The 24,525-nt window shown below is 62.6% G+C and carries 22 protein-coding genes and 1 tRNA gene; 14 read left to right on the top strand and 9 right to left on the bottom strand.

Annotated elements, in window-relative coordinates:
* Positions 1-210: 210 nt before the first annotated feature.
* The 3 genes from OKA05_RS01560 to OKA05_RS29405 all read left to right on the top strand — a co-directional run bounded on the left by OKA05_RS01560 (position 211) and on the right by OKA05_RS29405 (position 2,343).
* Positions 211-1,446, top strand: a complete 1,236-nt coding sequence (locus OKA05_RS01560; protein ID WP_264485327.1) for a tyrosine-type recombinase/integrase — start codon at positions 211-213, stop codon at positions 1,444-1,446.
* Entirely contained in the window at positions 1,443-2,078 is a 636-nt protein-coding gene (locus OKA05_RS01555; RefSeq protein WP_264485326.1) for a hypothetical protein, read from the top strand. The genes OKA05_RS01560 and OKA05_RS01555 overlap by 4 nt, the downstream gene beginning before the upstream one ends.
* 61 nt (positions 2,079-2,139) lie before the next feature.
* A complete protein-coding gene (locus OKA05_RS29405; RefSeq protein WP_369335599.1) occupies positions 2,140-2,343 on the top strand; it encodes a helix-turn-helix domain-containing protein in 204 nt (67 codons plus the stop codon).
* Between the two features lie 8 nt (positions 2,344-2,351).
* Here OKA05_RS29405 and OKA05_RS01550 read toward each other — a convergent pair whose 3' ends face one another.
* A complete protein-coding gene (locus tag OKA05_RS01550) occupies positions 2,352-2,612 on the bottom strand; it encodes a hypothetical protein (RefSeq protein WP_264485325.1) in 261 nt (86 codons plus the stop codon).
* Positions 2,613-2,993: 381 nt separating this feature from the next.
* On the opposite strand from OKA05_RS01550, the gene OKA05_RS01545 reads away from it, so the two are divergent.
* Entirely contained in the window at positions 2,994-3,314 is a 321-nt protein-coding gene (locus tag OKA05_RS01545; protein WP_264485324.1) for a hypothetical protein, read from the top strand.
* Positions 3,315-3,518: 204 nt separating this feature from the next.
* Here the strand turns inward: OKA05_RS01545 and OKA05_RS01540 are convergent.
* Positions 3,519-3,590 (bottom strand) — tRNA-Arg (locus OKA05_RS01540).
* Positions 3,591-3,681: 91 nt separating this feature from the next.
* Between OKA05_RS01540 and OKA05_RS01535 the strand changes: the two genes are divergently transcribed.
* From OKA05_RS01535 to OKA05_RS01525, 3 genes are read left to right on the top strand one after another with little or no spacing between them, the layout of a single operon-like run.
* Positions 3,682-5,052, top strand: coding sequence for a lysophospholipid acyltransferase family protein (locus tag OKA05_RS01535; protein WP_264485323.1), 1,371 nt, complete (start codon positions 3,682-3,684; stop codon positions 5,050-5,052).
* Positions 5,049-5,969 carry a mitochondrial fission ELM1 family protein gene (locus OKA05_RS01530; RefSeq protein ID WP_264485322.1) on the top strand — a complete coding sequence of 307 codons (921 nt, stop codon included), beginning with the start codon at positions 5,049-5,051 and terminating at the stop codon, positions 5,967-5,969. The genes OKA05_RS01535 and OKA05_RS01530 overlap by 4 nt, the downstream gene beginning before the upstream one ends.
* Positions 5,966-7,063 (top strand): glycosyltransferase family 4 protein, encoded by a 1,098-nt coding sequence (locus OKA05_RS01525; protein ID WP_264485321.1) that lies wholly within the window; start codon positions 5,966-5,968, stop codon positions 7,061-7,063. Before OKA05_RS01530 ends, OKA05_RS01525 begins: the two co-directional genes overlap by 4 nt.
* Positions 7,064-7,161: 98 nt before the next feature.
* Here OKA05_RS01525 and OKA05_RS01520 read toward each other — a convergent pair whose 3' ends face one another.
* Positions 7,162-9,009: an SLC13 family permease gene (locus tag OKA05_RS01520; RefSeq protein WP_264485320.1), complete on the bottom strand. Its 1,848-nt coding sequence runs from the start codon at positions 9,007-9,009 to the stop codon at positions 7,162-7,164.
* Between the two features lie 189 nt (positions 9,010-9,198).
* On the opposite strand from OKA05_RS01520, the gene gatB reads away from it, so the two are divergent.
* The 3 genes from gatB (at position 9,199) to OKA05_RS01505 (ending at position 11,811) form a co-directional block, all read left to right on the top strand.
* Positions 9,199-10,653, top strand: coding sequence for an Asp-tRNA(Asn)/Glu-tRNA(Gln) amidotransferase subunit GatB (gatB, locus tag OKA05_RS01515; protein ID WP_264485319.1), 1,455 nt, complete (start codon positions 9,199-9,201; stop codon positions 10,651-10,653).
* Between the two features lie 71 nt (positions 10,654-10,724).
* Positions 10,725-10,940 carry a hypothetical protein gene (locus tag OKA05_RS01510; protein ID WP_264485318.1) on the top strand — a complete coding sequence of 72 codons (216 nt, stop codon included), beginning with the start codon at positions 10,725-10,727 and terminating at the stop codon, positions 10,938-10,940.
* Between the two features lie 55 nt (positions 10,941-10,995).
* Positions 10,996-11,811, top strand: coding sequence for a DNA-methyltransferase (locus OKA05_RS01505; RefSeq protein ID WP_264485317.1), 816 nt, complete (start codon positions 10,996-10,998; stop codon positions 11,809-11,811).
* Between the two features lie 28 nt (positions 11,812-11,839).
* On the opposite strand, the gene OKA05_RS01500 is transcribed toward OKA05_RS01505, so the two are convergent.
* The 3 genes from OKA05_RS01500 to OKA05_RS01490 form a co-directional block, all read right to left on the bottom strand.
* Complete coding sequence (locus tag OKA05_RS01500; protein ID WP_264485316.1) at positions 11,840-12,307, bottom strand: hypothetical protein; 468 nt, start codon at positions 12,305-12,307, stop codon at positions 11,840-11,842.
* Positions 12,304-13,323, bottom strand: coding sequence for an AAA family ATPase (locus OKA05_RS01495; RefSeq protein WP_264485315.1), 1,020 nt, complete (start codon positions 13,321-13,323; stop codon positions 12,304-12,306). Before OKA05_RS01495 ends, OKA05_RS01500 begins: the two co-directional genes overlap by 4 nt.
* A gap of 145 nt (positions 13,324-13,468) precedes the next feature.
* Complete coding sequence (locus OKA05_RS01490; RefSeq protein WP_264485314.1) at positions 13,469-15,448, bottom strand: DNA gyrase/topoisomerase IV subunit A; 1,980 nt, start codon at positions 15,446-15,448, stop codon at positions 13,469-13,471.
* Between the two features lie 362 nt (positions 15,449-15,810).
* Here OKA05_RS01490 and OKA05_RS01485 point away from each other — a divergent pair, with 362 nt between their 5' ends.
* Positions 15,811-16,227 carry a hypothetical protein gene (locus OKA05_RS01485; protein ID WP_264485313.1) on the top strand — a complete coding sequence of 139 codons (417 nt, stop codon included), beginning with the start codon at positions 15,811-15,813 and terminating at the stop codon, positions 16,225-16,227.
* 26 nt (positions 16,228-16,253) lie between these two features.
* Here the strand turns inward: OKA05_RS01485 and OKA05_RS01480 are convergent, their stop codons facing one another.
* The gene (locus OKA05_RS01480) at positions 16,254-16,955 is read right to left on the bottom strand and encodes a DNA alkylation repair protein (RefSeq protein WP_264485312.1); all 702 of its coding nucleotides are present in this window, start codon (positions 16,953-16,955) and stop codon (positions 16,254-16,256) included.
* 150 nt (positions 16,956-17,105) lie between these two features.
* Between OKA05_RS01480 and OKA05_RS01475 the strand changes: the two genes are divergently transcribed.
* The 3 genes from OKA05_RS01475 to OKA05_RS01465 all read left to right on the top strand — a co-directional run bounded on the left by OKA05_RS01475 (position 17,106) and on the right by OKA05_RS01465 (position 20,784).
* Positions 17,106-17,900 carry a pectate lyase family protein gene (locus OKA05_RS01475; protein WP_264485311.1) on the top strand — a complete coding sequence of 265 codons (795 nt, stop codon included), beginning with the start codon at positions 17,106-17,108 and terminating at the stop codon, positions 17,898-17,900.
* Between the two features lies 1 nt (position 17,901).
* Positions 17,902-18,117, top strand: a complete 216-nt coding sequence (locus OKA05_RS01470; protein ID WP_264485310.1) for a hypothetical protein — start codon at positions 17,902-17,904, stop codon at positions 18,115-18,117.
* Positions 18,118-18,180: 63 nt separating this feature from the next.
* The gene (locus tag OKA05_RS01465) at positions 18,181-20,784 is read left to right on the top strand and encodes a glycosyl hydrolase (protein ID WP_264485309.1); all 2,604 of its coding nucleotides are present in this window, start codon (positions 18,181-18,183) and stop codon (positions 20,782-20,784) included.
* A gap of 49 nt (positions 20,785-20,833) precedes the next feature.
* Here OKA05_RS01465 and OKA05_RS01460 read toward each other — a convergent pair whose 3' ends face one another.
* Both OKA05_RS01460 and OKA05_RS01455 read right to left on the bottom strand, forming a co-directional pair.
* Complete coding sequence (locus OKA05_RS01460; RefSeq protein ID WP_264485308.1) at positions 20,834-21,544, bottom strand: response regulator transcription factor; 711 nt, start codon at positions 21,542-21,544, stop codon at positions 20,834-20,836.
* Between the two features lie 58 nt (positions 21,545-21,602).
* Entirely contained in the window at positions 21,603-24,515 is a 2,913-nt protein-coding gene (locus tag OKA05_RS01455) for a ligand-binding sensor domain-containing protein (RefSeq protein ID WP_264485307.1), read from the bottom strand.
* Positions 24,516-24,525 lie beyond the last annotated feature (10 nt).

The following is a 24,525-nucleotide window of genomic DNA, read 5'->3' as shown; positions in this document are numbered from 1 at the left end:
TCCGCCCGCTTCAAATGACCTGCCCGGTCTTCGGATCTGTAGCGGAATCCCCCGGAGTGCGAGGAAATACTCCCACCGGGAATCGAACCCAGATCTAGAGTTTAGGAAACCGCCGCTCTTTGTTGCTACAGCAAGCCCAATCGCTCCACCGTAACCAACTGTAACCACTTTGAGCTTGGATTGCACAGAGTCGCACGGTATGGAATGGGCATGAAGCAAGCCACCGTTTCCGAGGTGAAGCATCCCCGCTATACCCACCGCGTCCGCTACACCGGCCCCGGCGGGAAGACCCTTCAGGCGTGGTTCAAGGATGAGACCTCCGCGTTGAAGTTCGCCAAGACCAAGGACAAGGAGACGGGCCGTGAAGGTCGAGTCTTTGGCACGCTGGCACCCGAGGAAAAAGCCGCGGTCGAGTTCTGGCGCTCGGTCATCGAGCAGACCAAGGACGCGCCTCCCCCACCCCTTGCCGACATTCTCCGCGACTATGCAGACCGGTGGAAGGCGACCCGCACGTCAGTTACGGTTCAAGCCGCCGTCGATGCCTACGAAGCAGCCAAGACCGCCGAGGGGTTGCGCCCCATGTCGATCCAAGGCATCCGCACCCGTTGCGGCCGGTTCGCCGCCGACTTCGGCACTCGCCCCATTTGCAGCATCACCACCGCCGAGGTTTCGGACTGGATTCTCGGATTGAAGGCCACCCGCAAGATCGCCGGTGGGGGCACCAAGAAAGACGGCGCGCAAGTCGGGCTACAGGCGAAGCGCAATCACCGGCTGGCCGTCTCCGGCTTGTTCAACTTCGCCAAGTCCCGCGGCTGGACGAAAGACAACCCTGTCACCGATGCCGCGAGGCCGAAGCCGCCGAAGACCCGGCCCGAGATCCTCGCCCCCGACAAGGTGGCCAAGTTCTTCGCCGCCCTTGAGCTTCACGCGCCGGAGCTGGTGGCGTTCTGGGCCGTGCGGTTCTTCGCTGGCATCCGGGAGCAGGAGGCTCTTCGCATGGATTGGGGCATGGTCGATCTTGCCGCCGGGGAGATCCACCTGCCGGAGACCGTCACGAAGACGGGACACGATCGCACGATCAAGGTGGAGCCAGTCCTAGACGCCTTCCTGCGCCCGCTGGCCGCATCGTCCGGCCCGTTGGCACCATCCGCCGCCATGGTGCGCCGCTGGGCGCTTGGGAAGGCCGTAAAGGCCATTCAGGCGACCGACAAGGATTTCACCCTGCCGAGCAACGTCGCCCGCCACAGCTTCGCGACATTCCACTTGCTGGAGTTCCGGCACGCCGGGGAGACCAGCTTGCAGCTTGGCCACGGTGGAAGCCCCGACATGCTCCACCGGCATTACAAGGGAGTCGGCACCGCGGCGCAGGCGAAAGCATTCTGGGCGATCCGCCCGGCCAAGGTGAAGAACGTGGTAAGCATCAAACGCGGGAGAAAATCGGCATGAGCGCGAAGAAAGGACGGCCAAAGAAGCGGAAGCTCGAGCCGGTGGACAAGCGGACGCCATTAGTCGCCCCTCCCGATTACGCTGATCCAGCCGAGCGCCAGAGTCTCAAGGATACCGTGAAGGAGGTGCTAGGAATAGAAGTTCCCGACGATGATCCCTGCTTCACCCGGCACGCCCAACCTTCGGACGCACAGGAGGAGATTGATCGGCTGGCTGCAACCGCTCGCCAACATTTCATTGATAAGCTCCGTGTGGACCCTAAGGGCGAGGAGCCGCTTGCAGGGACCCTTGGGAGCGTGATCCTCAATCGAGCAACGCCCTATTTCGAGGAACTGGCCGGTCGTCTCTTCGTTACCGCATTGAAGCACGAGGAGCCAGCGGTGACCGCTCAGTTCTTCCAGCGCGTGATGTCCTTAAAATACAATGCCGCCGCCCCGCACCGGAACGCCTTCGCATACTATGCTTATAGTAGGTTTATCGAGGAGACCGAGCGGGAGCCGACGAAGCCGGAGCTAAAGGCCTACATCCTCGCCCGGCGCGACGAGTTCAAGGATGCCCCCGACGAATCCGACGCGAAGGGATGGACGCGACTCTGGAAGGAATCCGGCTTGTCGGACCTGTCCGCGAGGTAGGCAGGAAACCCTAGTTTAATGCCTACGACATAGCGAGGCACCGTCTGGCACAAGATGCCCGATGGTAGCAAACAAACAACTACTGACGCGACAAGAGGCCGCTGAAAGCCTCTCGGTATCCATCCGCAAGCTGGACCTGCTGATTGCAGCCGGAGACCTCCCGGCGGTGCGAATCGGGGCCGCGGTGCGGGTCCGCCCTTCCGCGATTGATTACTTGATCGAGGCCCGCGAAAGCCGAGGCCCGAAGAAAGGCGGCACCCGATGAGCGCGCCTCTAACAATCGACCGGCATTCCCGCCTCCGTGGCGAGATCCTTGTCGCCGAGCGCAGCGCCACCATCGCCTTGAGCCTCACCCGCGGACAGACCGCCGAAGAGGTGGCCGAGGTAGTGGCGCGCCGGGCCATTGATGCTCTCCGCGAGAAACGCCAACCAGAGGCCGCAGCCGAAGCGCGGGGCGTGGATTGATCGCCACTCAACGAAAAGGCCCGTCCCTTTCGGGAGCGGGCGCTTCTCAAAGTCCTTCGACGGGGACACGGGGAAGCTACCAGAACCGCGGAGGTTCGCAAGCTGACATTCCCGCGCCGCCGGTCGATGGAATCCACCACTGGTTTCCCCCTAATGCGTAAGGAAACATGAATGGTAGTAGAGAACCCGGAAAGTTGCCCCACCCTTCCACCCCGGAACACGTCCGAATCCTGCTTTCCGAAGCAGCTAGCAAGCATCTAACCGACGCAGGGGAAGCGGCCTTCATTCTCGCAGGCAAAGCCAGCCACCCCGAAGACCCGAGCCGATGGGTGCTGCACCTTGTGCCGATCCCGAAGGAGTTGGCGGACCAAGCGTGCGAAGTCGCCCTTGGACGCCGGAAGCCGGGCAAGCGTTTTGACCCAGCGCCAAAGGCATGAGTACTGAAAAGCTTTGGACCCATCTCTGGAGTGGACGCTTTCGGAGCGGGGCGTCGCCTATCGCGTGGAGCAGTGGAAGGAGCCGCACCTCATTGGTGCATCGGGAATCGCCGTTGCCACCTCAAAGCACCTCGCCACGATGAAGGCAGAAGGCTGCACCTGCACTGCTGGCTTCCGCTTCCCGCTTGAGGAGTGGCAGCACATCGAACGGATCGCGGTTCGCCTCAAGATCACGGTGGGCGACTACCTGCTAGGCAATGTCGGCTACGCGGTCTGGCTGGCCAAGCAGGAGCCCGCGCCGCTGCCGAAGGGCTTCACGGTCACGATTGGCTGACTAAACTCCGTCAATATACGGAGTTTTCCCTCGCCCGGCCCCGCAAGAGGCCGGGCTTTTTCGTGCCCGTAACCACCTTGGTTACACGTAACCACTTTTTGCGGTTACAGCGTGCCTTTTCGTGCGATTCCGTGCGACTGGCGATTTCCCAAGCAAGGCCCGCAAAGCCTTATTCCACAAAGGATTCCTTGGTTTTATAAGGAATACTCCCACCGGGAATCGAACCCAGATCTAGAGTTTAGGAAACCCTTGTTCTATCCGTTGAACTATGGGAGCCGGAGCGGCGGGAGACTAACGGCGGGTTCGGGAGGCTGGCAAGCCCCGGGGCTTGCCGGGGGCGGTGCGGGTGTGGAAAGTCCGGCCGCGCATGAGTGACGCCCCCGATGAACCCAAATCGCCGACGCTGGCCCACCGGCTGGAGTATGCGGCATTCCGGGCGGCGGAGGGGGTGCTTTCGCTGGTCTCGCTGGAAACCACGGTGCGGGTCGGCCAAGGGCTCGGGCTGCTGGCGTGGGCGCTTTTTCCGAAGTGGCGCAAGCTGGTCGCCCGCAACCTGCGCATTGCCACCGCGGCCGAGGCGCCGGATGCCGCGGAGATCCGCCGGCGCGTCCGCGAGACCTTCCGCCGGGCCGGCAACAATATGCTCAGCAGCCAGCGCGCGGCGCTGATGACGCAGGAGCAGGTGGAAAAGCACATCGAGATCGAAGGCTTGGAGCACCTGATAGATCCGATGAAGGGCGGCCGCGGCGTGGTGCTGGTGTGGTCGCACATGGGTAACTGGGAAGTGCTCGCCCAGCTCGTGAAAACGCTGGGGCCCGAGGTAAAGGGCGGCCCGATCTTCCGGCGCTTGGAGAACCCGTTGCTCGACGAACTGACGGTGAAGCGCCGCACCCAGCAGGGAGCGGTGCTTTTCGACAAACACGACGGCTTCAATGGCCCCGCGGCAGTGCTCCGCGAAGGCGGCGTGGTCACCGTGATGACCGACCAGCGGGCCGGCGGCCACGGCGAGCTTTGCCCGTTCTTCGGCCGGCTCTCCTCCTGCACGCCCCTACCCGCCCTGCTCGCCCGCCGCACTGGCGCAGCCATGGTGACGCTCTCGGTCTTCTGCGTCGGCACCGGTCGCTGGCGGCTGAAGGTCCGCCCGGTGCCGGAGAAGGCCCGCACCCCGGAAGTGGTCGCGCACCTGGAAACCGCGATGCGAGACCAGTTGACCGATGTCTTCTGGTTTCACGACCGCTGGCGCATCGATAAGGCTCGCCCGCTTTGCTTCTTCACCAAGCAAGCGCCCACCGAGGCCGCGCGCGCTGCCACCGTGCCGACTCGCCTGGCCGTCACCCTGCCCGATGGGAAGCCGGAGGCAGTGGGGGTGCTCGTCGCTCTGTTAGAACTGAGGCCTGACCTGCGGATCGACGTGCTCGACCCCGGCAACCTTCCGCCGCTGCCGGAGGATCCGCGAATCGTGCGCTTCCCCTGGGACCGCAGCGCGCCTGAAATCCATTCCTCGCAAGTCGTGGAGCGGTGCGATGCGTCGCATCCCGCGCCCTTGGATTTCGTCCTGCTGCTCGGTGGAGAACGGTCACTTGCCAAGGCGGCGAATCACATGGGGCTGCGTGCCATCATCGGGGCCGGCGTTTCTGGCAAGCCGTGGACCAGAGCCTTCCCGATCCCCGCGGATGCCGAAGGCTGGCGACGCATGGCCGATGATCTGGTGCTCACTGCCAAGAACCGCAAGGCATGACACCGCTGGAAATCCATGTCCTGTCCGACGGCAAGCCCGGTCACGAGAACCAGTCCTACGGGCTGGCCGAGGCGATCGGCCGGCTGCGTCCGGTGTCCACGTCGAAGATCCATCTCGCCGGCCTACGAGGTCCCTTCGCCCGCCTGAAGAAGGCCTTCAAGGAAACGGAATCCCTGCCGAAGCCCCGGCTCCTGGTCGGGGCCGGCCACGCGGTGCACCCGGCATTGCTGGCCTTGTCGCGGGCTTATGACGTCCCGTGCGTGCTGCTGATGAAGCCGACCTTGCCAGCGGCACTCTTCGATCTGTGCCTGGTGCCCGAGCACGATCTGGGAGGCCGCGAACCGCAGGATCACGTGATTCCCACCATCGGGGCTCTCAACCGGGTGCTGCCTCCAGACGGACGGCCGCGGCACGGCGGCTTGATCCTGTTAGGTGGGCCATCGTCATCGCATGGATGGGACGCTGCCTCGATTGAAACCGCGATCTGCTCAATCGTTTCCGCAGGCAAGGAACGTCCGTGGCGGATCACCGATTCGCGGCGCTCGCCGGCGGGAACGCTTGCGGCATTGGCCAAGGCTTGCCCGGCAATGGCCACCTACCCGCACGGCGACACCGGCCGCGACTGGCTGCCGCAGATGCTGGCAGAGGCCGCCGAAGTATGGGTCACGGAAGACAGCATCTCGATGATCTACGAAGCCCTTAGTAGTGGCGCGAAGGTCGGGCTGCTGCCGGTGCCTGCCACGAAGAAAGCCGGCCGTGTCGCCCGCGGCGTCGAGCGGCTGGTGCAGGAAGGATTTGTCACGCGTTTCGTCGACTGGGCACCGGCCGCCGGTCTGGCCGAGCCACCTCAGGTGCTGCGCGAAGCGGACCGCTGCGCCGCCATCGTTTTAAAGCGGCTGCTTCCGTCATCCTCATGAAGGTGCTTCAGATGATCCCCGAGATGGAGTCCGGCGGCGTGGAACGCGGCACGCTGGAGCTTGCCCGCCACCTCGGCGAGCTGGGGCATGAGTCGCTGGTGATTTCAGGCGGCGGCAAGATGGTGAAGCAGCTCGAATCCTGCGGCACCCACCACCTCGCGATGCCCGTCGGGCGCAAGAGCCTGTCGTCGCTGCTGCTAGTCCCGAAGCTCCGCCGGCTCTTCCTGGACGAGAATCCGGACATCCTGCACCTGCGCTCGCGGGTGCCGGCTTGGCTCGCCTTTCTCGCGTGGCGCGGCATGGACCCTGCCACCCGGCCGCGGCTGGTGACCACCGTGCACGGGTTCAACTCGGTCAACCGCTACTCCGAGATCATGACCTGCGGCGAGCGCGTCATCTGCGTCTCGGAAAGCATCCGCGACCACGTGCTGAAGTACTACCCGAAGGCATCGCCGGACAAGCTGCGGGTGGTCCACCGCGGCATCGATCCCGCCGACTACCCGCACGGCTACCAGCCATCGGCGGCGTGGAAGGAAGGCTTCTTCAGCGAGTTCCCGGAGACCCGCGGCAAGCGCCTGCTCACCTTGCCCGGCCGGATCACCCGCCTGAAGGGGCACGAGGATTTCGCGAAGATCCTCAAGGCCCTTTCCTCCGATGAAAGCCTGCACGGCGTGATCGCCGGTGGTGCCCATCCGAAGAAAGCCGCCTATCTCGATGAGATCCGCGCGCTCTTCGAAGCAGCGGGCTTGGCCAATCGCATCACCTTCACCGGCGGGCGTTCGGACCTGCGGGAGATTCTCGCGATTTCAGCGGTCGTGCTGTCGCTGACCACACAACCGGAGTCCTTCGGACGCACCACGCTGGAAGCGCTCGGCCTCGGCATACCCGTCGCCGGCTATGACCATGGGGGCGTGGGCGAACAGCTCGCACTCCTCTACCCTGCCGGCCGCATCCCGGCGAATGATCCAGTGATCGCCGTGCCAGTGGTGAAGAATTTGTTAGAGAACCCGCCGCCTGTGCCGAAGGAGCATCCCTTCACGCTCCAAGCGATGCTTGGGGGCACCATGGCAGTCTATGGCGAGCTGCGGCGATAAGGTGGTCCGCACACTCCGTGTGCGGCTTGGCTCGAAGTGCCGGAGATCTCCGACAACCGCCATTGCGGCTTCGTTCCGCACACGGAGTGTGCGGACCACTATGGATAAAACGGCCAGATCAGCGGGATCAGCAGGCAGGAAACGATCCAGCAGATGAAATTCAGCGGAATGCCCACCCGCAGGAAGTCAGTGAATTTGAAGCCGCCGGGTCCATAAACCATCATGTGCGTCTGGTAGCCCATCGGCAGCGCGAAGGCAGTCGAGGCGGCCACGGTCACGCCCATCACGTAAGGCCAATGGCTGACACCAAGACTGTGCGCCAGCGTCACCACGATCGGCACCATCATCACCGCGGTGGCGTTGTTAGAGAGCACCTCGGTGAGCAGCAGGGTCAGCAGGAAGATCAGCCACAGCATCACCAGCGGCAGCCATTCCGGGCTCACGAATCCCTGCGCCATGCCCACCATTCCTTCGGCCAGCCATTTCGCGGTACCGGTCGATTGCATCGCCATGCCGAGGCCTAACAAGCCATAGAGCATCAGCAGCACCTGCCAATCGATGCTCGAGTAAGCCTCGCGCGGTGTGACGATCTTTGACCACAGCAGAACCAGCGCGCCGACCATGGCCGAATAGTGAATCGGGATCACCGGCAACCACGGAAACACACCCTCTTTACCACCCAACACATCGGTGAGGGTGGCGACCAGCACCACGCCGATCAGCACCGCCCACGAGACCCAGGCATGGTGCGGCGGCTTGCGGTTTTCCGTAGCGACGAGGGAGTCCTCCGGCGAATCGGTCAGGATGAAGTCCCGAGTCGCGTCGAGGGCATCGAGATTATTGAGCGCGGTGATGACCAGCAGCGTATCGCCCCCTTCCAGCGGGATCTCGGCGAGCTGATGGGTGATGTTCACCCCGTTGCGGTGCACCGCCATCACCACGCTGTTATAGCGCTGGCGGAAATCGGACCGGGCAAGCGTCTGGCCTGCCAGCGAGGACTCATCGCGAACGACGAGCTCGGTCACCACACCGTCAATGGTCGAAAGCAGGCTCGCGCCGATCTCCTCGCAGAGATCCTCGGCCTTGCCGGCCTTGGCACGGCGACCGTGTAGCGCGATCAGGAAGCGATCGTTCTTCTCGATCGTCAGCGTGTTGAGACCGTGCATTTCCCGCGCGCCCTTGCGGCGGACTTCCATGATGTGGACGTGCCGGCCGCGGTCGAAGAGCGGCGTTTCGCTCAGCCGCTTGCCGATCAGCGGCGAATTCTCTTTGATCAGGATGTGGTAGAGTGGGGTCGCCCGGTCCTTGATCTCCAGACTGCCGGAAATCGTGGTCCGCGATGGAATGAGCTTCGGCCCGAAGATCGCGAGGTAGGCGATGCCCGCGATCGACAGCGGGATGCCGATGGGCGCGAGCTGGAACATCGACATCGGCTCCATCTTGAGATCCTTCAAGGTGCCGTTGACGAGGAGGTTGGTGGAGGTGCCGATCAGGGTGCAGACACCGCCGAGGATCGAGCAGTAGGACAGCGGCATCAGCAGCCGGGACGGAGCGAAATCCCGGGAGCGGGCAAATCCGAGCGCCACGGGAAGCAAGATGGCCACGATGGCCGTGTTGTTCATCCACGCGCTGAAAAAGCCTGCCAGGATGGAGAAGCCGAGGATGGCCAGGCGGATGTTGCTGGGCAGCTTGTCGCGCAGCACCCGGCCGATGTGGTCGACCGCTCCGGACGCCTCCAAGGCCCCCCCGATGATGAAAAGCGCGGCAATCGCCAGCGGTGCCTCGTTCTTGAACACCGAGGTCATCTCGCCCATGCCAACGAGGCCCAGCGCCACGACACCCACCAGCACGGTCAGGGCGATCACGTCCGGAGCCGCCCATTCGCGGATGAACGCGATCAGCGTGAGGGCGATAACCGCCAGGGTGAGGCCGATTTCGAAGGTCATGGGATTTTGTCTCCCCGTGTGGGGTGGACCGCCTCCGGCCATGCACCGCCGGGGGGGAAATGGCAAGCGCCGGGAAAGACATGGAGATTTGGAAATTGGGCGATTGAGGGATTGAGTGACCGGGGGACAACGGCCAAGGATTGGCCCGCCGGACGAGTATCCCCGATCTCCCAATCTCCGAATTTCCCAATGTCCTATTTGGTCACCATCGGCCTCGAAGTTCACTGCCAGGTCAAAACGCGCACGAAGATGTTCTGCGCCTGCGAAACGTCCTTCGGCGAGGAGCCAAACACCCGCACCTGCCCGGTCTGCCTCGGCCTGCCCGGTGCCCTGCCGGTGCTCAACCGCCACGCGATCGAGAAAACCCTGCTGGCCGGGCTGCTGCTCGACTGCGGTTCGCCGGAAATCTCCCGCTGGGACCGCAAGAGCTACTTCTACCCGGACATGCCGAAGAATTTCCAGACGACGCAGATGGATTTCCCCCTCTGCATCGGCGGCTCGGTCCCCCTCTACGACCACTGCTACCCGACCGACGCCCGGAAAAACATCGCTCGCCCGGGCCACAAGGTCCGGCTGAACCGCATCCACCTCGAGGAAGACGTGGCCAAATCGACGCACCTCGGGAATTCCTCGCTGATCGATTTCAACCGCGCCGGCACGCCGCTGATGGAAATCGTCACTGAGCCCGACCTCGAGTCAGCCGAGGAAGCCGGTGCCTTCTTGCGCTCGCTGCAGATGATCCTCCAGCAAGGCGGCATTTCCGACGCGGACATGGAGAAAGGCCAGCTCCGCTGCGACGTGAACATTTCCCTGCGTCGCAAGGAAAGCGACCCGCTGGGCGCGAAGATCGAGCTGAAGAATCTCAACTCCATTTCCGCCGTCCGCCGTGCGATCCAATTCGAGACCGCACGTCAGGCAGTGGAACTCGACATTGGCAACCCGCTGTTCCAATCGACTTGGCGCTGGGACGACGACCGCGGCGAGACGCAGCTCATGCGGACCAAGGAAGACGCGCACGACTACCGCTACTTCCCCTGCCCCGACCTGCTGCCAATCGTCACTGCACCGATCCTCGAAAAGGTCCGCCCGATGCTAACTGAGCGCCCGCACGAGCGCTCAGCACGCTACGAGGCCGACTTCAGCGTCAGCCCCTACGATGCCTCGGTGCTCTCGTCCGATCTGCCACTGGCGAATTACTTCGAAGCCCTCGCCGCCACGCCCGGCGTGCCCGGCAAGAAGGCCGCGAATTTCCTGCTCAACACCCTGCTCGGCACGCTCAATGAACGCTCCGTGGCCATCGTCGACTCGCCGCTTTCGCCGGAGAAAACCGGGGCGTTGCTGGGCTTGGTGGAGGGTGGCACGCTGGCGCTGAGTCAGGCGAAGGAGGTGCTGGTCGTGCTGCTCGATGCCCCGGACAAGGACCCCGCCGCGGTCGCGAAGGAGCTCGGCTTCGAGCCCGCCGACGCCGGGGAACTTGATTCACTGTGTGACCAAGTCATCGCCGCCAATCCGAAGCAGGTGGACGAGATCAAGGCCGGCAACGAAAAGCTCCTGAATTTCCTCACCGGCCAGGTCATGAAGGCATCCTCCAGCAAGCCGAACCCCAAGCAGGTGACGGAGATCCTGGCTTCAAAACTGAAATAGCCAGCGCTCAAGATCCAGATCGCTCGCGCATTCCTTCAACGAGATTGGACATTTGTAAACGCTGCCAGCCAATGATCACCGAGGAAGTCAAAGAAGCGATCCGAGTTCACTTTCCGCAATTCCCGGTAGAAACCGCACACAAAGTTCCCTTTGCCATCTACGAATGGCTTGTCTTCAACGTCTGGGCCAAGACCCGGGCTGCCTGGACCGATGAGGAGATCATCGCCGACTTCATGCGCAACGAAGGCCGCCAGACCGACCCGTGGCCGGATTTCGGGGCGACCTGATTTCTCTTCGAAGTTCCGGATTTGACGTCCGCGCTCCGGCATTCACGCTCCGCCCGTGCTTCACCACGGCGACTGCCTGAAAGTCCTTCCCACCCTGCCCGAGGGCTCCGTGGACCTAGTTGTCACCTCGCCGCCATACAACCTCGGCATCAACTACCGCAGCTTTGACGACACCGCGGGACGCGCTGAGTTCCTCGAGTGGTGCAATGCTTGGGCGACGGAGGTGAAGCGCGTGCTGGCCGATGACGGCTCGTTCTTCCTCAATGTCGGCGCCGCTCCGGCGAACCCATTGATGCCGCATCAGATCGTGCTGGCGCTCACCGATGGGCCAAACGCGCTCTTCACGCTCCAGAATACCTTCCACTGGATCAAGTCGATCACCGTCGAGACCCGTGGCGGCGAGCAAATCAGTGCCGGGCATTTCAAGCCGATCAACTCGCAGCGCTTCGTCAACGACTGCCACGAGTATGTCTTCCACCTGACCAAGACCGGCAACGTGAAGCTCGATCGCCGTGGCGCGGGCGTGCCCTATCAGGACAAGTCAAACATCGCCCGCTGGGGTCACACCGGCGGCATCGACAAGCGTTGCCGCGGGAACACGTGGTTCATTCCCTACGACACGATCATGTCGCGGGAAAAGGAACGACCCCACCCCGCCAGCTTCCCGATTGCGCTGGTGGAGCAGTGCATCCGCCTCCACGGCAAGGGCGCGGAGACCCGCTTGCTCGATCCCTTCCTCGGCATCGGCAGCTCAGCCGTCGCGGCAAAGCGGCAGGGCGTGAAGGAGTTCACCGGCATCGAGCTGGACGACTACTACTTGTCCGTGGCGAAGGAGCGGTTGGAGGCCCCGGCGGAGCGAGAGCTGTTTTAGGTCCACTAAGGTGCCGAACAATAGCGATCTAAACGCCCGGTGATAGCCATCGATGGAGCCTCAGAAGTCCCGGTGCGCCCTGTTCGTGCATTCGCTTGATCCAGTCGCTGTAACGAAGCCGTTGGCTATCGCCGATCTGGTGCAGACGGTTCGGCACGGATGGCAGTTGAAAGGATTCGGGGGGAACCTTGATGCCCTTTGCTATTAATAGCAGCCATGGCTCCAAGTCAGGCATGACCACGATCAGCTTATGGCCGCATTTCTTGTGCTCCTTGAGAAGGAGACCGTCGCCGCGCTCCACTTCCGCAAAGGTGCTGAAATAGCTCGGCGTCGTGCTGTGTGGATCTTCATCCACCATCCCGATGCAGGGCCGGCTTGACTGCTTTAGCGCATGGGCGACCGGTCCGCTTCCGGAGTGATGGCGAATCGCCTTCCTCGGCACTCCAAGTGCACGCACCAGCGCCTCGTCGTTCGAGCACTCAAGGTGGAGCATCATCCCTCGCCGAGACGATCGAGGTTGAAAAACGCGTCGGGGCCGAGGTCGAGAAGCTCCTGAACCTCGGTCTGCTCCAACACACGGGCCTTCGTCTCAAAGTTCTCCATGTGGCAAAGGATTATTGCCAAATCCTCCTTTGGAGTCTTCTCGATCAGCGAACCCAATAAGTAGGGGCTGTGGGTTGTGAGAAAGAAAGTGTTCCCGCGGTCGTCCGCAGCCATTTGCTCGGCGAAGAGCTTGGTGAACAATGGGAAGGTGTTGGCCTCCGGTTCGTCCAAGAGGAGAACCGAGTCGCTATTGGTTTCGAGGGCGAGACGGTAGAAAAGAATACGACGGAGGGTTTCTGAGGATGACGAAAACGGAATGCTGACGGTTATGCCGTCAAAGCTTTTGGTGAGACCAAGTCGGTTCTCCCGGGGGCGGACTTCCAGATTGAATCCGCCGCGATCGAACACTTCGGCAGCGGTTTGACGTGCCTCCTTCCTGCTCGACAAAAGCGTCGCGAGGTTTTCTCCGAATGGGGGGGCCAGCCGAACCACTTCGTGAGAGCTAAAATCCTCCATTGGGAGAAACCAATAGGGGCAGATGCTTTGCGGCCACTTCGCAGTCACGCCCTCTCCTCCGCTCATCTTGGGGAACTTGGCCAGATCTCCCGGAAGAATTAGAGAGAACTTTATCAGCGACGTCCCCTCTGCGTATTCCCCTTGGATTGAAAGATGAGGCCCGCTCTGCTTACCAACAGCCACCACCGCCCCTGAATGGAGGCCAACCTCAAGCTTGAGACCTCCAACGATCACAGAAATTGGGCTGCCAATATCTTGGTCCCAGAACATCTCGCTCGGAAGCCTCGCCCGAAGACAAGTCTGCGCATTCTTCACAGAACTCAGGTGAAAAAGGCTCAACGCCTCAATCACGTTCGTCTTCCCGCAATTCGGTTCGCCGATGATCACATTCACGCGCCGGCTCTCGAAATCGAGCGAGCGGATGGATTTGTAGTTCCGAATCGAAACATTCATGAGCTGGCTTGGTGCGCGTTAGAGTGGCACGGACCTTGGACGGGTGGCGATGCTGGAATTTCGGGATCAGAATCCAGCACTGGCGGCGCTACCGGTAGTTCATTCAAGAAATCCGAGGGTCTCAGACCACCGCTACATCGGATGACTACGCGCCAACCTCGGGATCGAAGTCCTTCGGCGCACGCACCACCCGGTCGATCGGTAGCTTGGTCACGATGTTGCCGCCGCTGCTGCGGCCCTTGATCGGGACTTCACCGAAGCTGAACGGACGACTCACATTGCGCAGCCGCAAGGCCGGCTTGATGTGGACGACGAGCAGTTGGTCCGCGCTCTCCGCTTCGCTCTTGTGGACGGCGAAGTAGAAGATGCGGCTGCCGGGCGTGCCTTTCATCAGGTCGTATTCCTTGTCGCGAGTGATGCCGCCGACACGGAAGCGCTTCGCAAGGATCGCGCCTTCCTTCCCGTCGCGATAGATCATCGAGTAGATGAGGTCCTCATCCTTCCTGAAAATCGCGACTCGCAGCGGACGCGGTCCGACGAAGAACTTATCGGCGACCTTCACGATGCGCATCTTCCCGTCTTGGCCGAAGATGACGACGTCATCGAGCGTGGAGCACTTCTCGAGCGGCGTCTCCTTCTTCAGGCCGAAGCCGGCGAAGCCGTTCTTGTCGTCGAGATAGAGCGTCTCGGTGGCGAGGATGACCTGGCTGCGATCGACGCGATCGAATGAGGAAATCTCCGTCTTCCGTTCGCGGCCCTTGCCGTATTTCTTCTTCAGGTCCTCATACCAGCGGACGGCATATTTCGTGAGCTGCTTGAGGTTCTTCTCGGTCTCCTCGATGTCCTTCTCCAGCGACTTGATTTCCTCGTCGGCCTTGAAGGAGTCGAACTTCGAGATGCGCTTGATCTTGATCTCGGTGAGGCGGACCAGGTCTTCCTCGGTCACCTCGCGCTTGAGCAGCTTCTTGAAGGGCTTCAAGCCATCATCGATGGCCTTCAGCACCGCTTCCCACGTCGTGCACTCTTCGATGTCACGGTAGATGCGGTTCTCGATGAAGATCTTCTCCAGCGAGCTGAAGTGCCACTTCTCGGCCAACTCGCCGAGGCGGATCTCGAGTTCTTGGCGGAGCAGGTCCTTCGTCTGCTCGGTATTGCGGCGAAGGATCTCGGAAACGCCAAGGAACTGCGGCTTGTCATCGGCGATGACGCAGGCGTTCGGCGAAAGGCTCAGCTCGCAATCGGTGAAGGCGTAGAGCGCATCGCGCAGGTTCTCCGCATCCACGCCGGACGGCAGGTGGACCAGGATGTCCACATGGGCCGCGGTATTGTCCTCGATCTTGGCGATTTTGATCTTCCCCTTGTCCGCGGCGGCGACGATGGAATCCATCACCGCACCGGTCGTCGTGCCGAAGGGAATCTCGGTGATGCGCAGGATGCCCTTCTTCTCGGTGGAAATGCGGGCCCGCACGCGGACGCGGCCACCGCGCAAGCCATCCTTATAGTCGCTGGCGTCCATGATGCCGGCGGTCGGAAAATCGGGCAGCAGCTCGAAGGGCTCCTTCCGCAGCACCGCAATCGAGGCATCGATCAGCTCGATGAAATTGTGCGGCAGCATCTTGCACGCAAGGCCGACCGCGATGCCCTCGACGCCTTGGGCGAGGAGCAGCGGGAACTTCACCGGCAGGGTGATCGGCTCCTTGTTGCGGCCGTCGTAGGAGGGCGTCCAGTCGGTCGTCTTCGGGTTGAAGGTGATGTCGAGCGCGAACTTGGTGAGCCGGGCCTCGATGTATCGCGGAGCCGCCGCACCGTCGCCAGTCAAGGTGTTGCCCCAGTTGCCCTGGCAGTCGATCATCAGATCCTTTTGCCCGAGCTGGACCATCGCATCGCCGATCGACTGATCGCCGTGCGGGTGATACTTCATCGTGTTCCCGACGACGTTGGCCACCTTGTTGTAGCGGCCGTCGTCGAGCTCCTTCATCGAGTGGAGGATGCGCCGTTGGACGGGCTTGAGGCCGTCGTTCAAATGGGGGACGGCGCGCTCCATGATTACATAGGAGGCGTAGTCGAGGAAGTAGTCGGAATACATCGCCCCCAGGGAGGCGTGCTGGTCCGGATCGTGCATCATGGAGGGCGGAGGCTGGGCCGTCCGGGCGGGGGGCGCAAGTGCGGAAGCGGGCTGCTGCCAACCCAACGCCGGAGGCCATTCGGGGGAGAAAATAGGGGCATTCCGCGGGAAAAATGATCGGTTTTCCCTAGGATTCCGAGGCTTCGAAGCCCTTGGTCGCCCCCTTCTCTCGCGCCCTCCCCCCGGGAACATCAAGCTTTAGCCCTGAAATCCCCCTGCCGATCGCAGGCAGAGCACCTGTTTTCCCTTCCGGAAGCCACCTCTCACGCTGTCTCCAGCATTGAATGAAGGCCGCACGTTTCGTTTCGTTCCCGGGAAGAGGCACCGGCCGCCGTTGAACCACGCCATCCCCACCCGTCCTCATGATTAGCTCCTGGCCCCCTCCACCTCCAAGATTGGATGCTGCCGAGTTGCTGCATCGATTCAAGAGCGCTGCGATCATTTCCTCGGACGATTGGGAGACGGCCGAAGTCTACATCCATGACCAGCTTAGCGTGATTGTTCCCTTGCCTGACAAATCCTACGGCCCGGCGGCGAGGGAGCTGATTCGCGAGGTTCTAACCGCTCTGAAAGATATGGACAACGACGTCCGCGAAGTTTGTCTCGCACACCAGAAGAAGTCGCGGTTCCGGCTGCCCGAATTCAATGCCGCCCTCAAGGGTGTATCCTTTGAGAAGCCGGACTTCGTCGTTCTTTCCTATTACTCCTACGATCTGGACTCGGATTGGGACGAATCGTTCACCAAGTCAGGCGACCGCTGGACCTTGGTTCCGAGGTAGCCCCATTGCGAGCAATGGGAAATAGGCTATTTGGAATGGCCTAGCTTCCAAACGACCTTCGGGCTCTCGGGTTCCTTCAGCGCGTCCTTCCCGATCCAGCGGGAGGCTGGCTTCTCAGAGGCGCCGAGGCGTTTCGCGGTCGCCGTGGCGGCGGTATGGAGCGGCAGGTTCCTCTTGCCGATCGCGCGCAGGGCCATGTTCACCGCCTTTTTCACGAAATTCCGCTCGTCCGTCGCGGCCTGCTCGATGAGTTCCAGCCCTCGATAAAACGGCTCCTCCCCCCCATCCCTCCCGGCCAGCGCCCAGAGCAGGGCGAAGGCGCCGCGCCGCTGAAACTCGTCCTTTTTCGATGACCATGCCTCCACCTTCCGCCACGCATGCGGCGAGCGCTTGAAGAGGGCGAAGCAGACCGTATCGACGACCGCCCAGTTGTCGAAATCCCGGCACCAATCGTCCATTTGCTTCGCGGTCACGGCCGTGGGATCGTCCACATAGCAAGCCAGCAGGCGCGCCTCATACCAACCGCTTGCCCACAGTTCCGCAGCGAGCGCGTGGTTCTTTCCCAAGGACTTCGCCACCGTCTGGACGTCCCGCATGGCTACGCCGAAGGCCCGATCGGAGGGGATGGCATAGCGGGCCATGCCGTCCAATTGGGCTTGGGTCGCCCGCTCCTTGAGCGCCGCCAAGGCGGTTTCGAGGTCCCAAACGGGTGCTTTCTTCGCAGCCATACCCGAAAAGCTGAACGTTCCGTCCGCCGCCGACAAGTTCGCGGCCCGTCGGCGACAGTCCCCGCGGCTGCACATTTTTCAACCAATCCCTAACCCATTCCGGGGTATTGCATGCTTTCCCTGTTCCGGGATTTGCTCAGGGTTCATCTCATGCGCCCTGCCCTCGTCCTGCTCGTGCTCGCCCCCCTGCTCCAGGCTGGTCCGGTTGGATTTGCCTCGCTCGACGGCGGCACCACCGGCGGCGGCGATGCCAAGACGATCGTGGTCCACACGGCCAAGGAACTCCAGGACGCCATCGAACGGCTCGACGTGAAGGACAAGAAGCGCCGCGACTCCGAGCCGCGCGTGATCCGGCTCGCGGGTGACATCGACCTCGGGGAGCTGGCGAACCAGAAGCCGGGGCATGAATTGAAGAAAGTCGGAATCCTCCAGCCTCGGTCGAACACCACCCTCGAAGGCCCGCCGGGCGGGGCGACCCTCACCGCCGGCACGATCGAGCTACACGGCGTGGAGAACGTCATCATCCGCAACCTCCGCTTCCGCGGACTTTGGGAGCATGATCCCTCCGGCGAATACGATGAGATGGGCTGGGATTACCTCCGCGTCACTTCGGCTGGAAAGACCGGCTCCCGCCACGTGTGGGTGGATCACTGCGATTTCGGCAAGGTTTACGACGGTCAGCTCGACGTGGTGCACGGCTCCGACCTCGTCACCATCTCGCACTGCATCTTCTCCGGCGGCGAGGGCGAGCAAAAGAAGGGCCTGCTATTCGGCCATTCGTCATCGGACAGCGCCCGCGCGCAGGACAAGGGACACCTCAATGTCACCATCCACGATTGCTGGTTCCGAAGCCACCATCTCGGTCACCGGCGGCGCCACGCTGGTCGAGGGATGCGTCTACAAGGACTGCAAGCAGCCAACGTCCTTCTCCCATGCGGACGATAACGTGGAGAAGAACCGCGGCGGCTCGATCAAGATCGTGGACAGCCTCGACCTCGGCAAGAAGTCCGGCGACCGCTTTGAGAATCATCCGGCGAAATTCCGCTTCAACGCGTCGGCTGGCTTCGAGTGGCCGGATCTCGCCAAGCCGCCCTATCCCTACGAAGCCCTACCAGCCGCGAAAATCGAAGAGGCCGTGAAGCAGCACGCCGGCCCCCAATAAGGAGTGTCGACGTTCCGTCGACACCGCGTGGACCACACCTCCACACTCCATCTTTTCCCTGACATGAAACCCATCGCCCTTCTTCTCCTCTTCGCATCCCTCGTCAGCGCCGACGACACCGCGTGGCCTCCCGTCACGAATGAAGCCAAGCCGTGGACCCGCTGGTGGTGGCTTGGCAGCGGCGTCGATGCGAAGAATCTGACAAGGGAGCTGGAAGCCTTTTCCAAGGCTGGCCTCGGCGGCGTGGAGATTTGCCCGATCTACGGCGCGAAGGGCTACGAGGATCGCGACCTGCCCTTCCTCTCCGACAAGTGGACCGGTGCCTACGCCCATGCGGCGCAGGAAACCGCGCGGCTTGGCATGGGCATCGACCTCACCACCGGCACCGGCTGGCCCTTCGGCGGGCCGGGGGTGGAAGAGAAAGATGCATCGGCCTCCCTGCAAAACGTGAAGGCGAAGGCGGAAGGCGGAAAGGCCGTCTCGCTGGCACTGCCGAAGGGAAAGGTGGAAGCACTCTCCGCATGGCCGGAGCAAGGCGACGCAGTCGATCTAACAGCTCACGTGAAGGACGGCCGGCTGGAGTGGACGCCACCGCCAGGCAACTGGCGAATCCATGGCTTGGTCTCGAAGCATGCCATTCAGAAGGTGAAGCGCGCCGCGCCCGGTGGGGCTGGCTGGGTGCTCGATCCGTTTTCGCCCGAGTCGATCGTCACCTACCTGAAGTCCTTCGATACTGCGCTGGACCGGCCGGACATCCCCGAACCCCGCGCACATTTCCACGACTCCTTCGAGTATTACGGCGCGGGCTGGACAAACGAGCTGTTCACGCGCTTCGAGAAGCTCCGCGGCTACGACCTCCGCTCCCAACTCCCCGCCTTCCATGGCGAAGGCGACACCGACACGATCTCCCGCGTCCGAGCCGATTACCGCGAGACCGCCAGCGACCTGCACCGCGAGTATCTCGCCAAGTGGCACGACTGGGCGAAGCAACGCGGCAGCCTCACGCGGAACCAAGCCCACGGATCCCCGGGCAATCTGTTAGATCACTACGCCGTCGCCGACATCCCCGAGACGGAGATCTTCCGCCACGTCGATGAAGCGCAGATTCCGATGCTCCAGTTCGCCTCGTCCGCCGCCCACGTGACCGGCAAGAAGCTCGTCTCTGCGGAGACCTTCACCTGGCTCGGCGAGCACTTCCAGGTCACGCCCGCGAACCTCAAGGAAGCCGCGGACTTCGTCTGGCTCGGCGGCGTGAATCACATCCTCTTCCACGGCATCCCCTACTCGCCCGAGGATGCGCCATGGCCGGGCTGGCTCTTCTACGCCTCCACCCACATGGGCCCGAATGGCGGGCTGTGGAAAGACCTACCCGCCTTCAATGCCTACATGACCCGGGTGCAGTCGTTCCTGCAATCCGGCAAGCCCGATGCGGATGTGTTGCTCTACTTCCCCATCCACGACATCTGGCACGATGGCAGCGAGGGCCTGCCGCTATTCACGATGCACAACCAGGAGAAGTGGCTGTATCCCTCCGAGTTTTATCAGGCGGCGATGAATCTGAGGAAAGCCGGCGTCCCGTACGATTTCGTGTCGGATCGGATCCTAGCGGATCTGAAGGTCGAAGATGGACACCTCGTTTCGAGTGGAAAGCGCTACCGGGATCTTCTGATTCCCTCTTGCCGACACTTGCCCGACTCCACGGCAAAACTCGTCGAAGGCCTTCATCAGAACGGCGCGAAGGTAAAGACTCTTCCGAAAAGATCCTTTGGTGGTTCAAATGGTGAAATCGGTCGTACAGTCGAAAGCCACTTGCCATCGATTCCGCGTGCCGATTCGAGCGATGTGAAGTCTGCGATCCTTAAAGACGGCATAGCGTGCGAGGAATCGCTTTCCGAACTAGGCATCCGCTTCATTCGCCGGGCCCTGGAAGATGGCCATGCCTACTTCCTCGTGAATTCTTCGGGCAAACCGGTTGATGCGAAGATCAAGCTCGCCCGTTCGCATCAGTCCGCCGTGCTCCTCGATCCCATGAGTGGCAAAAGCGGTGTGGCCAACACCAAAGATGGCATTCGTCTCGTCCTTGCGACCGGCGAGTCGCGCGTCGTCCGCACTTTTTCTAATAAGCATGCCGAAGGACCCCGCTGGACCGATCCCGAACCGGCAGGTGAGCCGCTCGCGCTGACTGGCACGTGGAAGGTAAGCTTCCTCGACGGCGGCCCAACCTTACCGCAGCCTTTTGAAACCACGTCGCTCACTTCGTGGACGGACCAGACAGACGAAACCTACCGGAACTTCTCCGGCACCGCGCTTTACCGATTGGAGTTCGACCTGACGGAGAAGTCCCCCGCCCTGCTCGACCTCGGCGAGATTGCCCACACGGCGAGAGTCCGCCTCAATGGCAAAGACGCCGGCACCTGCTGGGCACCACCGCACCGGCTCGACGTCCGTGACCTGTTAGTCGCTGGCAAAAACGTGCTCGAAGTCGAGGTGACCAACCTCGCCGCCAACCGCATCGCCGACCTCGACCGGCGCAAGGTGGCATGGAAGGCCTTTCACGAGATCAACTTCGTGAACATCGACTACAAGAACTTCGACGCCTCGGGCTGGAAGCCGCTCTCATCGGGTCTGTTAGGGCCAGTGACGCTGGTGCCGGTGAAGGCCCCATAAGGAGTGTCGACATCCTGTCGACACGGTGTGGACAGAATGTCCACACCCCTTACCCCCCGAGATACTTCGCCACCGCATGGCTGCGCGAGTGGACGTGCAGCTTGTCGTAGATCCGTTCGATGTGCGTGTGCACGGTCGAGTAGCTGACGTTGAGATCGGCGGCGATTTCCTTGTAGGCGTAGCCCTTCGACAGCAGGTCCAGAATCTCGGTCTCGCGCGGGGAGAGCTTGTCCGTCTCCTTCGGCGAGGGCGGGCCTTGAGCAAAGGACTGCACCACCTTGCGCGCGATCACGCTGGTCATCGGCGAACCGCCGGCAATGACGTCGTGCACGGCGGCGATGAGTTCGGCGGCGCGCGGCGGCTTGAGCAAATAGCCCTTCGCTCCGGCGGCGAGCGAGTTGAAGATCACATCGGAGTCCTCGTGGACCGTCAGCATCAGGATCTGGGTCGCACGGAGCTTGCCGGACAGCCGGCGGACGCATTCCACGCCATCAATCCCCGGCAGGTTCACATCCATGAGCAGCACCCTCGGCTGGAGCTTCGGCAGCTCCTCCAGCGCGGCCTCGGCGCTGGGAAAGGAGGCGATGCAGGTGATGTCCTTCTGGCGACCGAGAATGGTGGTGAGACTACGGCGGATCCGCTCGTCGTCCTCCACGATGGCGACGGTGATCACAGGGACTTCGGCCTTCTTCACGACCTCAGCCTGCGCGTGGGAAGCGAGGGCGTCAATGGCTCCGGGAAATGCGTCAAAATCGTTCAAGCGCATTCACTCTGCGCGCAAGAAGCGATTCGCGGGAGTCGGCAAAACTGCCGATGCCTCACGCGAGCGGCGCTAGCATCTCGACCGTGGTCCCTTGCCCCGGTGCGCTGCGATGGGTGCAGGTGCCTCCAATCTGATCGAGTCGCTTGCGGAGATTATCGAGCCCGTCGCCCTCGCCGCGGTCGCTGTCGGCCAAACCGCGGCCGTTATCCTCGATGACGAGCTTCAGCTCCTTCGCACCGGGGATCAGCCGCAAACGGATCTCGGTGGCACCAGCGTGTTTGACGATGTTGTGAAGCGCTTCCTTGGTCGCAAGGTAGAGGTGGTGGCGAATGGCCGATGTGAGCGAGAGATCCGGCAGATCACCCGGGATATCGAGACGGCCATTGAGCCCCGCAGTGCGGGCATAGTTCTGGACGAAGGTGCCGAGGAAAGCGGCGAATCGCTCCAAGGTATCCTGCGCCGGATTCACCGCCCACACGATCTCATCGAGCGAGCGCGTCACCTCCTTGGCCGTGGTGAAGATCTCATTGATATGACCGCGGGCGAGTTCCGGTTCCGCGTCCAGATCGCTATCGGCGAGCTCGCTGAGCAGCGCAACCTGGGTGAGACTGGCCCCCACGTCGTCGTGCAGGTCTCGGGCAATGCGGGCACGCTCTGTCTGGACGGCTTGCTCGCGTTTCAGCTCCTCGATTTTCCGCCGTGCGCGGGCGCGCTCAATCGTGCGAGCAGTCGCGGCGACCAGCCCCAGCGACAAAAGACCTGCGAGGATCTTGAACCAAGCGGTCTGCCAAAAATGCGGGGCGAGAGTGATGTCCAGCATCGCCGGTTGCGGCGTCCAGACTCCATTGCCAATCGAGCCGGCGAGCTCGAAGCGATAGTCACCGGGAGCGAGATTGCGGTACTCCACGCGACGCTCCGCACCCGGAGTTCCCCATTCTTCCTCCACGCCGCCGAGCCGGTTGCGAAAGCGCAGTCGTGACGGCGCGGCGAAATACAGGCCGCTGAACTCGATTTCCAGCCGGTCCAGTCCGGGCGGCAATTCCAGCTTCCCATCGATCGGCACGACAGGCCGGCCGTTCGCGCGCACCTGCTCGATGAAAACCGGCGGCGTCGCTTCGTCCGACTGGAACTCCTCGGGCTTCAGCATCGCAAAGCCGTGGGTGGTGGCAAAGGCCATGCGCCCGTCGCTCATCGCCACCGGCGGGACGATCGTGCACTCCTCGGAGACAAGACCGTCGGCCCGATTGATGACCAGCGGATGTAGTTCTGTTAGACGCCCTTCTTTCAGCCGTGCCACCTCGTCCTTTGCGATCACGGCAATGCCGCGATTGGTGCCGACCCAGAGGCGCCCCGTCTTATCCTCGGCGATCTGCGAGACGATGTCGTCCGGTAGCCCGTCGGCGGTGGTGACGGTGAGAAATCGGTCGTCCCGCAGAATCGAAAGGCCACCACCCGCGGTCCCCACCCAGAGGGTGCCATCATCCTCGGCATCGACTACCCGGATCACCTCGCTGCCGAGGCCGTCCGCCATGCGGAAACGCTTTGGTTTGCCATCCTTCAGGCGGAAGAGCCCGCTGCCGCGCGTGCCGATCCACAAGGCACCGTCCGGGCCGAGGTCCATGCCCTTGATCGGCGCTCCGTCGTCGTTGTCATAGTCGATTTTGACCGGCTTGCCGCCCTTGGGAACGTGGTGAAGCTCACCATTGCCACGGCCCACCCAAAGGCTGCCGTTCGCCCCGTCCCGGATCTCCCAGACATTGCCGGAAACCAACCGTGAGGGCGGACCCTGCGGGGCACCCGTAAGCCGGTGCATTCCGACCCCCGAGCCCGCCCAGACCGCACCGCTCCGGTCCCGCCAAAGCGAATTGACATAAAGCCCCCGGTTTAAGGCCTCCATCTCCGCGACTGGACCGCTGATGCCGTCCTTCCAACCAAACAGACCGTGACCCTGGCTTCCTACCATGAATTCCCCCGGCGCGGATTCGAGAAGCGCGCCGATAAAATTCGCCCCGCGGTTCGCGGCCGGGTCATTGATCGTGGCCAGCGTGAGCCGCCTCGGAACCAGCGAATAAAGACCGTTGGCGGAGGAGCCCAACCACAGCAGTCCGTCTGGCGCCGCGTAAACGATTTCAGAGAGATCGAGGAACCTCTCTCCGTCCATCCGTGGTTCGATGAACTTGCCATCGCGGAAGCCGACGAGCCCCTCGCGGAAAAAGGCCATCCACAGCGTGCCATCCGGCGCGAATGACATCGAGTTCACGCGATTCTTCATCGTGTCCGGCAGGGGCCACGACTTCCAGCCCCCGGTGTCGCGGCACCACAGCTTGCGGCCCCGTTCCGCAGCCCATAGCCGGCCTTGGGCATCCTCATGGATCGTGTCGGCCAGCGCGGGACCGCCGCCGCTGCCGTCTTGCCACCCCCCCTCCTGCCAGCGGCGGATCCGGTCGTCGTGGTGGTTCATCCACATCACGCCTTGCCGGTCGCGGAGAATCTCTCTCACAAATCCACGTCCTCCGGGCACGGCGACAAAGCGCTCCCCCTCGAGCCGGAAAGTCCCGCCCGCCCACATCCGGCCTTCCGCATCCTGGCCGAGCATCAAGTTCTCGCTCGGTGAGGTGTTCTCCATTCGCGGGTAGGTCTTCACGATCCGTCCATCGCGCAGCATGGTCACGCCGCCGCCCAATGTGCTCACCCAGAGCGTGCCGTCATCTGCCTCCATCAGCGACATCACCGCGACCGCGTCCAAGCCTTCGCGCAGGCCATAGGACTTGAACTCGTTGCCATCGAATCGCGCGAGGCCGGCATCCGTTCCCAGCCACAGCAAGCCGTCGCGAGTGCGGACTATCGCGCGGATGTGGTCCTGCGGCAGGCCATCGCGGCTATTCCAGTTCTGAAACAGCATGTCCACCGGCTCGGCCGATGCCGAAAGGGCAAGCGCCGCCAGCAAACACACCCGGAAAGGGATCATTTCGCGATCA

The organism is Luteolibacter arcticus (assembly GCF_025950235.1).
Taxonomy (GTDB): domain Bacteria; phylum Verrucomicrobiota; class Verrucomicrobiia; order Verrucomicrobiales; family Akkermansiaceae; genus Haloferula; species Haloferula arctica.
This window is presented reverse-complemented; position numbering and strand designations above follow the sequence as displayed.

What these genes read in the sequence shown, in the direction of transcription:
- OKA05_RS01495 (WP_264485315.1), bottom strand. Translation starts at nt 13,323, where the DNA reads ATGAATGTTTCGATTCGGAACTACAAATCCATCCGCTCGCTCGATTTC.
- OKA05_RS01525 (WP_264485321.1), top strand. Translation starts at nt 5,966, where the DNA reads ATGAAGGTGCTTCAGATGATCCCCGAGATGGAGTCCGGCGGCGTGGAA.
- OKA05_RS01480 (WP_264485312.1), bottom strand. Translation starts at nt 16,955, where the DNA reads ATGGCTGCGAAGAAAGCACCCGTTTGGGACCTCGAAACCGCCTTGGCG.
- OKA05_RS01555 (WP_264485326.1), top strand. Translation starts at nt 1,443, where the DNA reads ATGAGCGCGAAGAAAGGACGGCCAAAGAAGCGGAAGCTCGAGCCGGTG.
- OKA05_RS01520 (WP_264485320.1), bottom strand. Translation starts at nt 9,009, where the DNA reads ATGACCTTCGAAATCGGCCTCACCCTGGCGGTTATCGCCCTCACGCTG.
- OKA05_RS01500 (WP_264485316.1), bottom strand. Translation starts at nt 12,307, where the DNA reads ATGATGCTCCACCTTGAGTGCTCGAACGACGAGGCGCTGGTGCGTGCA.
- gatB (WP_264485319.1), top strand. Translation starts at nt 9,199, where the DNA reads ATGTCCTATTTGGTCACCATCGGCCTCGAAGTTCACTGCCAGGTCAAA.
- OKA05_RS01490 (WP_264485314.1), bottom strand. Translation starts at nt 15,448, where the DNA reads ATGATGCACGATCCGGACCAGCACGCCTCCCTGGGGGCGATGTATTCC.
- OKA05_RS29405 (WP_369335599.1), top strand. Translation starts at nt 2,140, where the DNA reads ATGGTAGCAAACAAACAACTACTGACGCGACAAGAGGCCGCTGAAAGC.
- OKA05_RS01455 (WP_264485307.1), bottom strand. Translation starts at nt 24,515, where the DNA reads ATGATCCCTTTCCGGGTGTGTTTGCTGGCGGCGCTTGCCCTTTCGGCA.
- OKA05_RS01530 (WP_264485322.1), top strand. Translation starts at nt 5,049, where the DNA reads ATGACACCGCTGGAAATCCATGTCCTGTCCGACGGCAAGCCCGGTCAC.
- OKA05_RS01465 (WP_264485309.1), top strand. Translation starts at nt 18,181, where the DNA reads ATGAAACCCATCGCCCTTCTTCTCCTCTTCGCATCCCTCGTCAGCGCC.
- OKA05_RS01485 (WP_264485313.1), top strand. Translation starts at nt 15,811, where the DNA reads ATGATTAGCTCCTGGCCCCCTCCACCTCCAAGATTGGATGCTGCCGAG.
- OKA05_RS01535 (WP_264485323.1), top strand. Translation starts at nt 3,682, where the DNA reads ATGAGTGACGCCCCCGATGAACCCAAATCGCCGACGCTGGCCCACCGG.
- OKA05_RS01475 (WP_264485311.1), top strand. Translation starts at nt 17,106, where the DNA reads ATGCGCCCTGCCCTCGTCCTGCTCGTGCTCGCCCCCCTGCTCCAGGCT.
- OKA05_RS01510 (WP_264485318.1), top strand. Translation starts at nt 10,725, where the DNA reads ATGATCACCGAGGAAGTCAAAGAAGCGATCCGAGTTCACTTTCCGCAA.
- OKA05_RS01560 (WP_264485327.1), top strand. Translation starts at nt 211, where the DNA reads ATGAAGCAAGCCACCGTTTCCGAGGTGAAGCATCCCCGCTATACCCAC.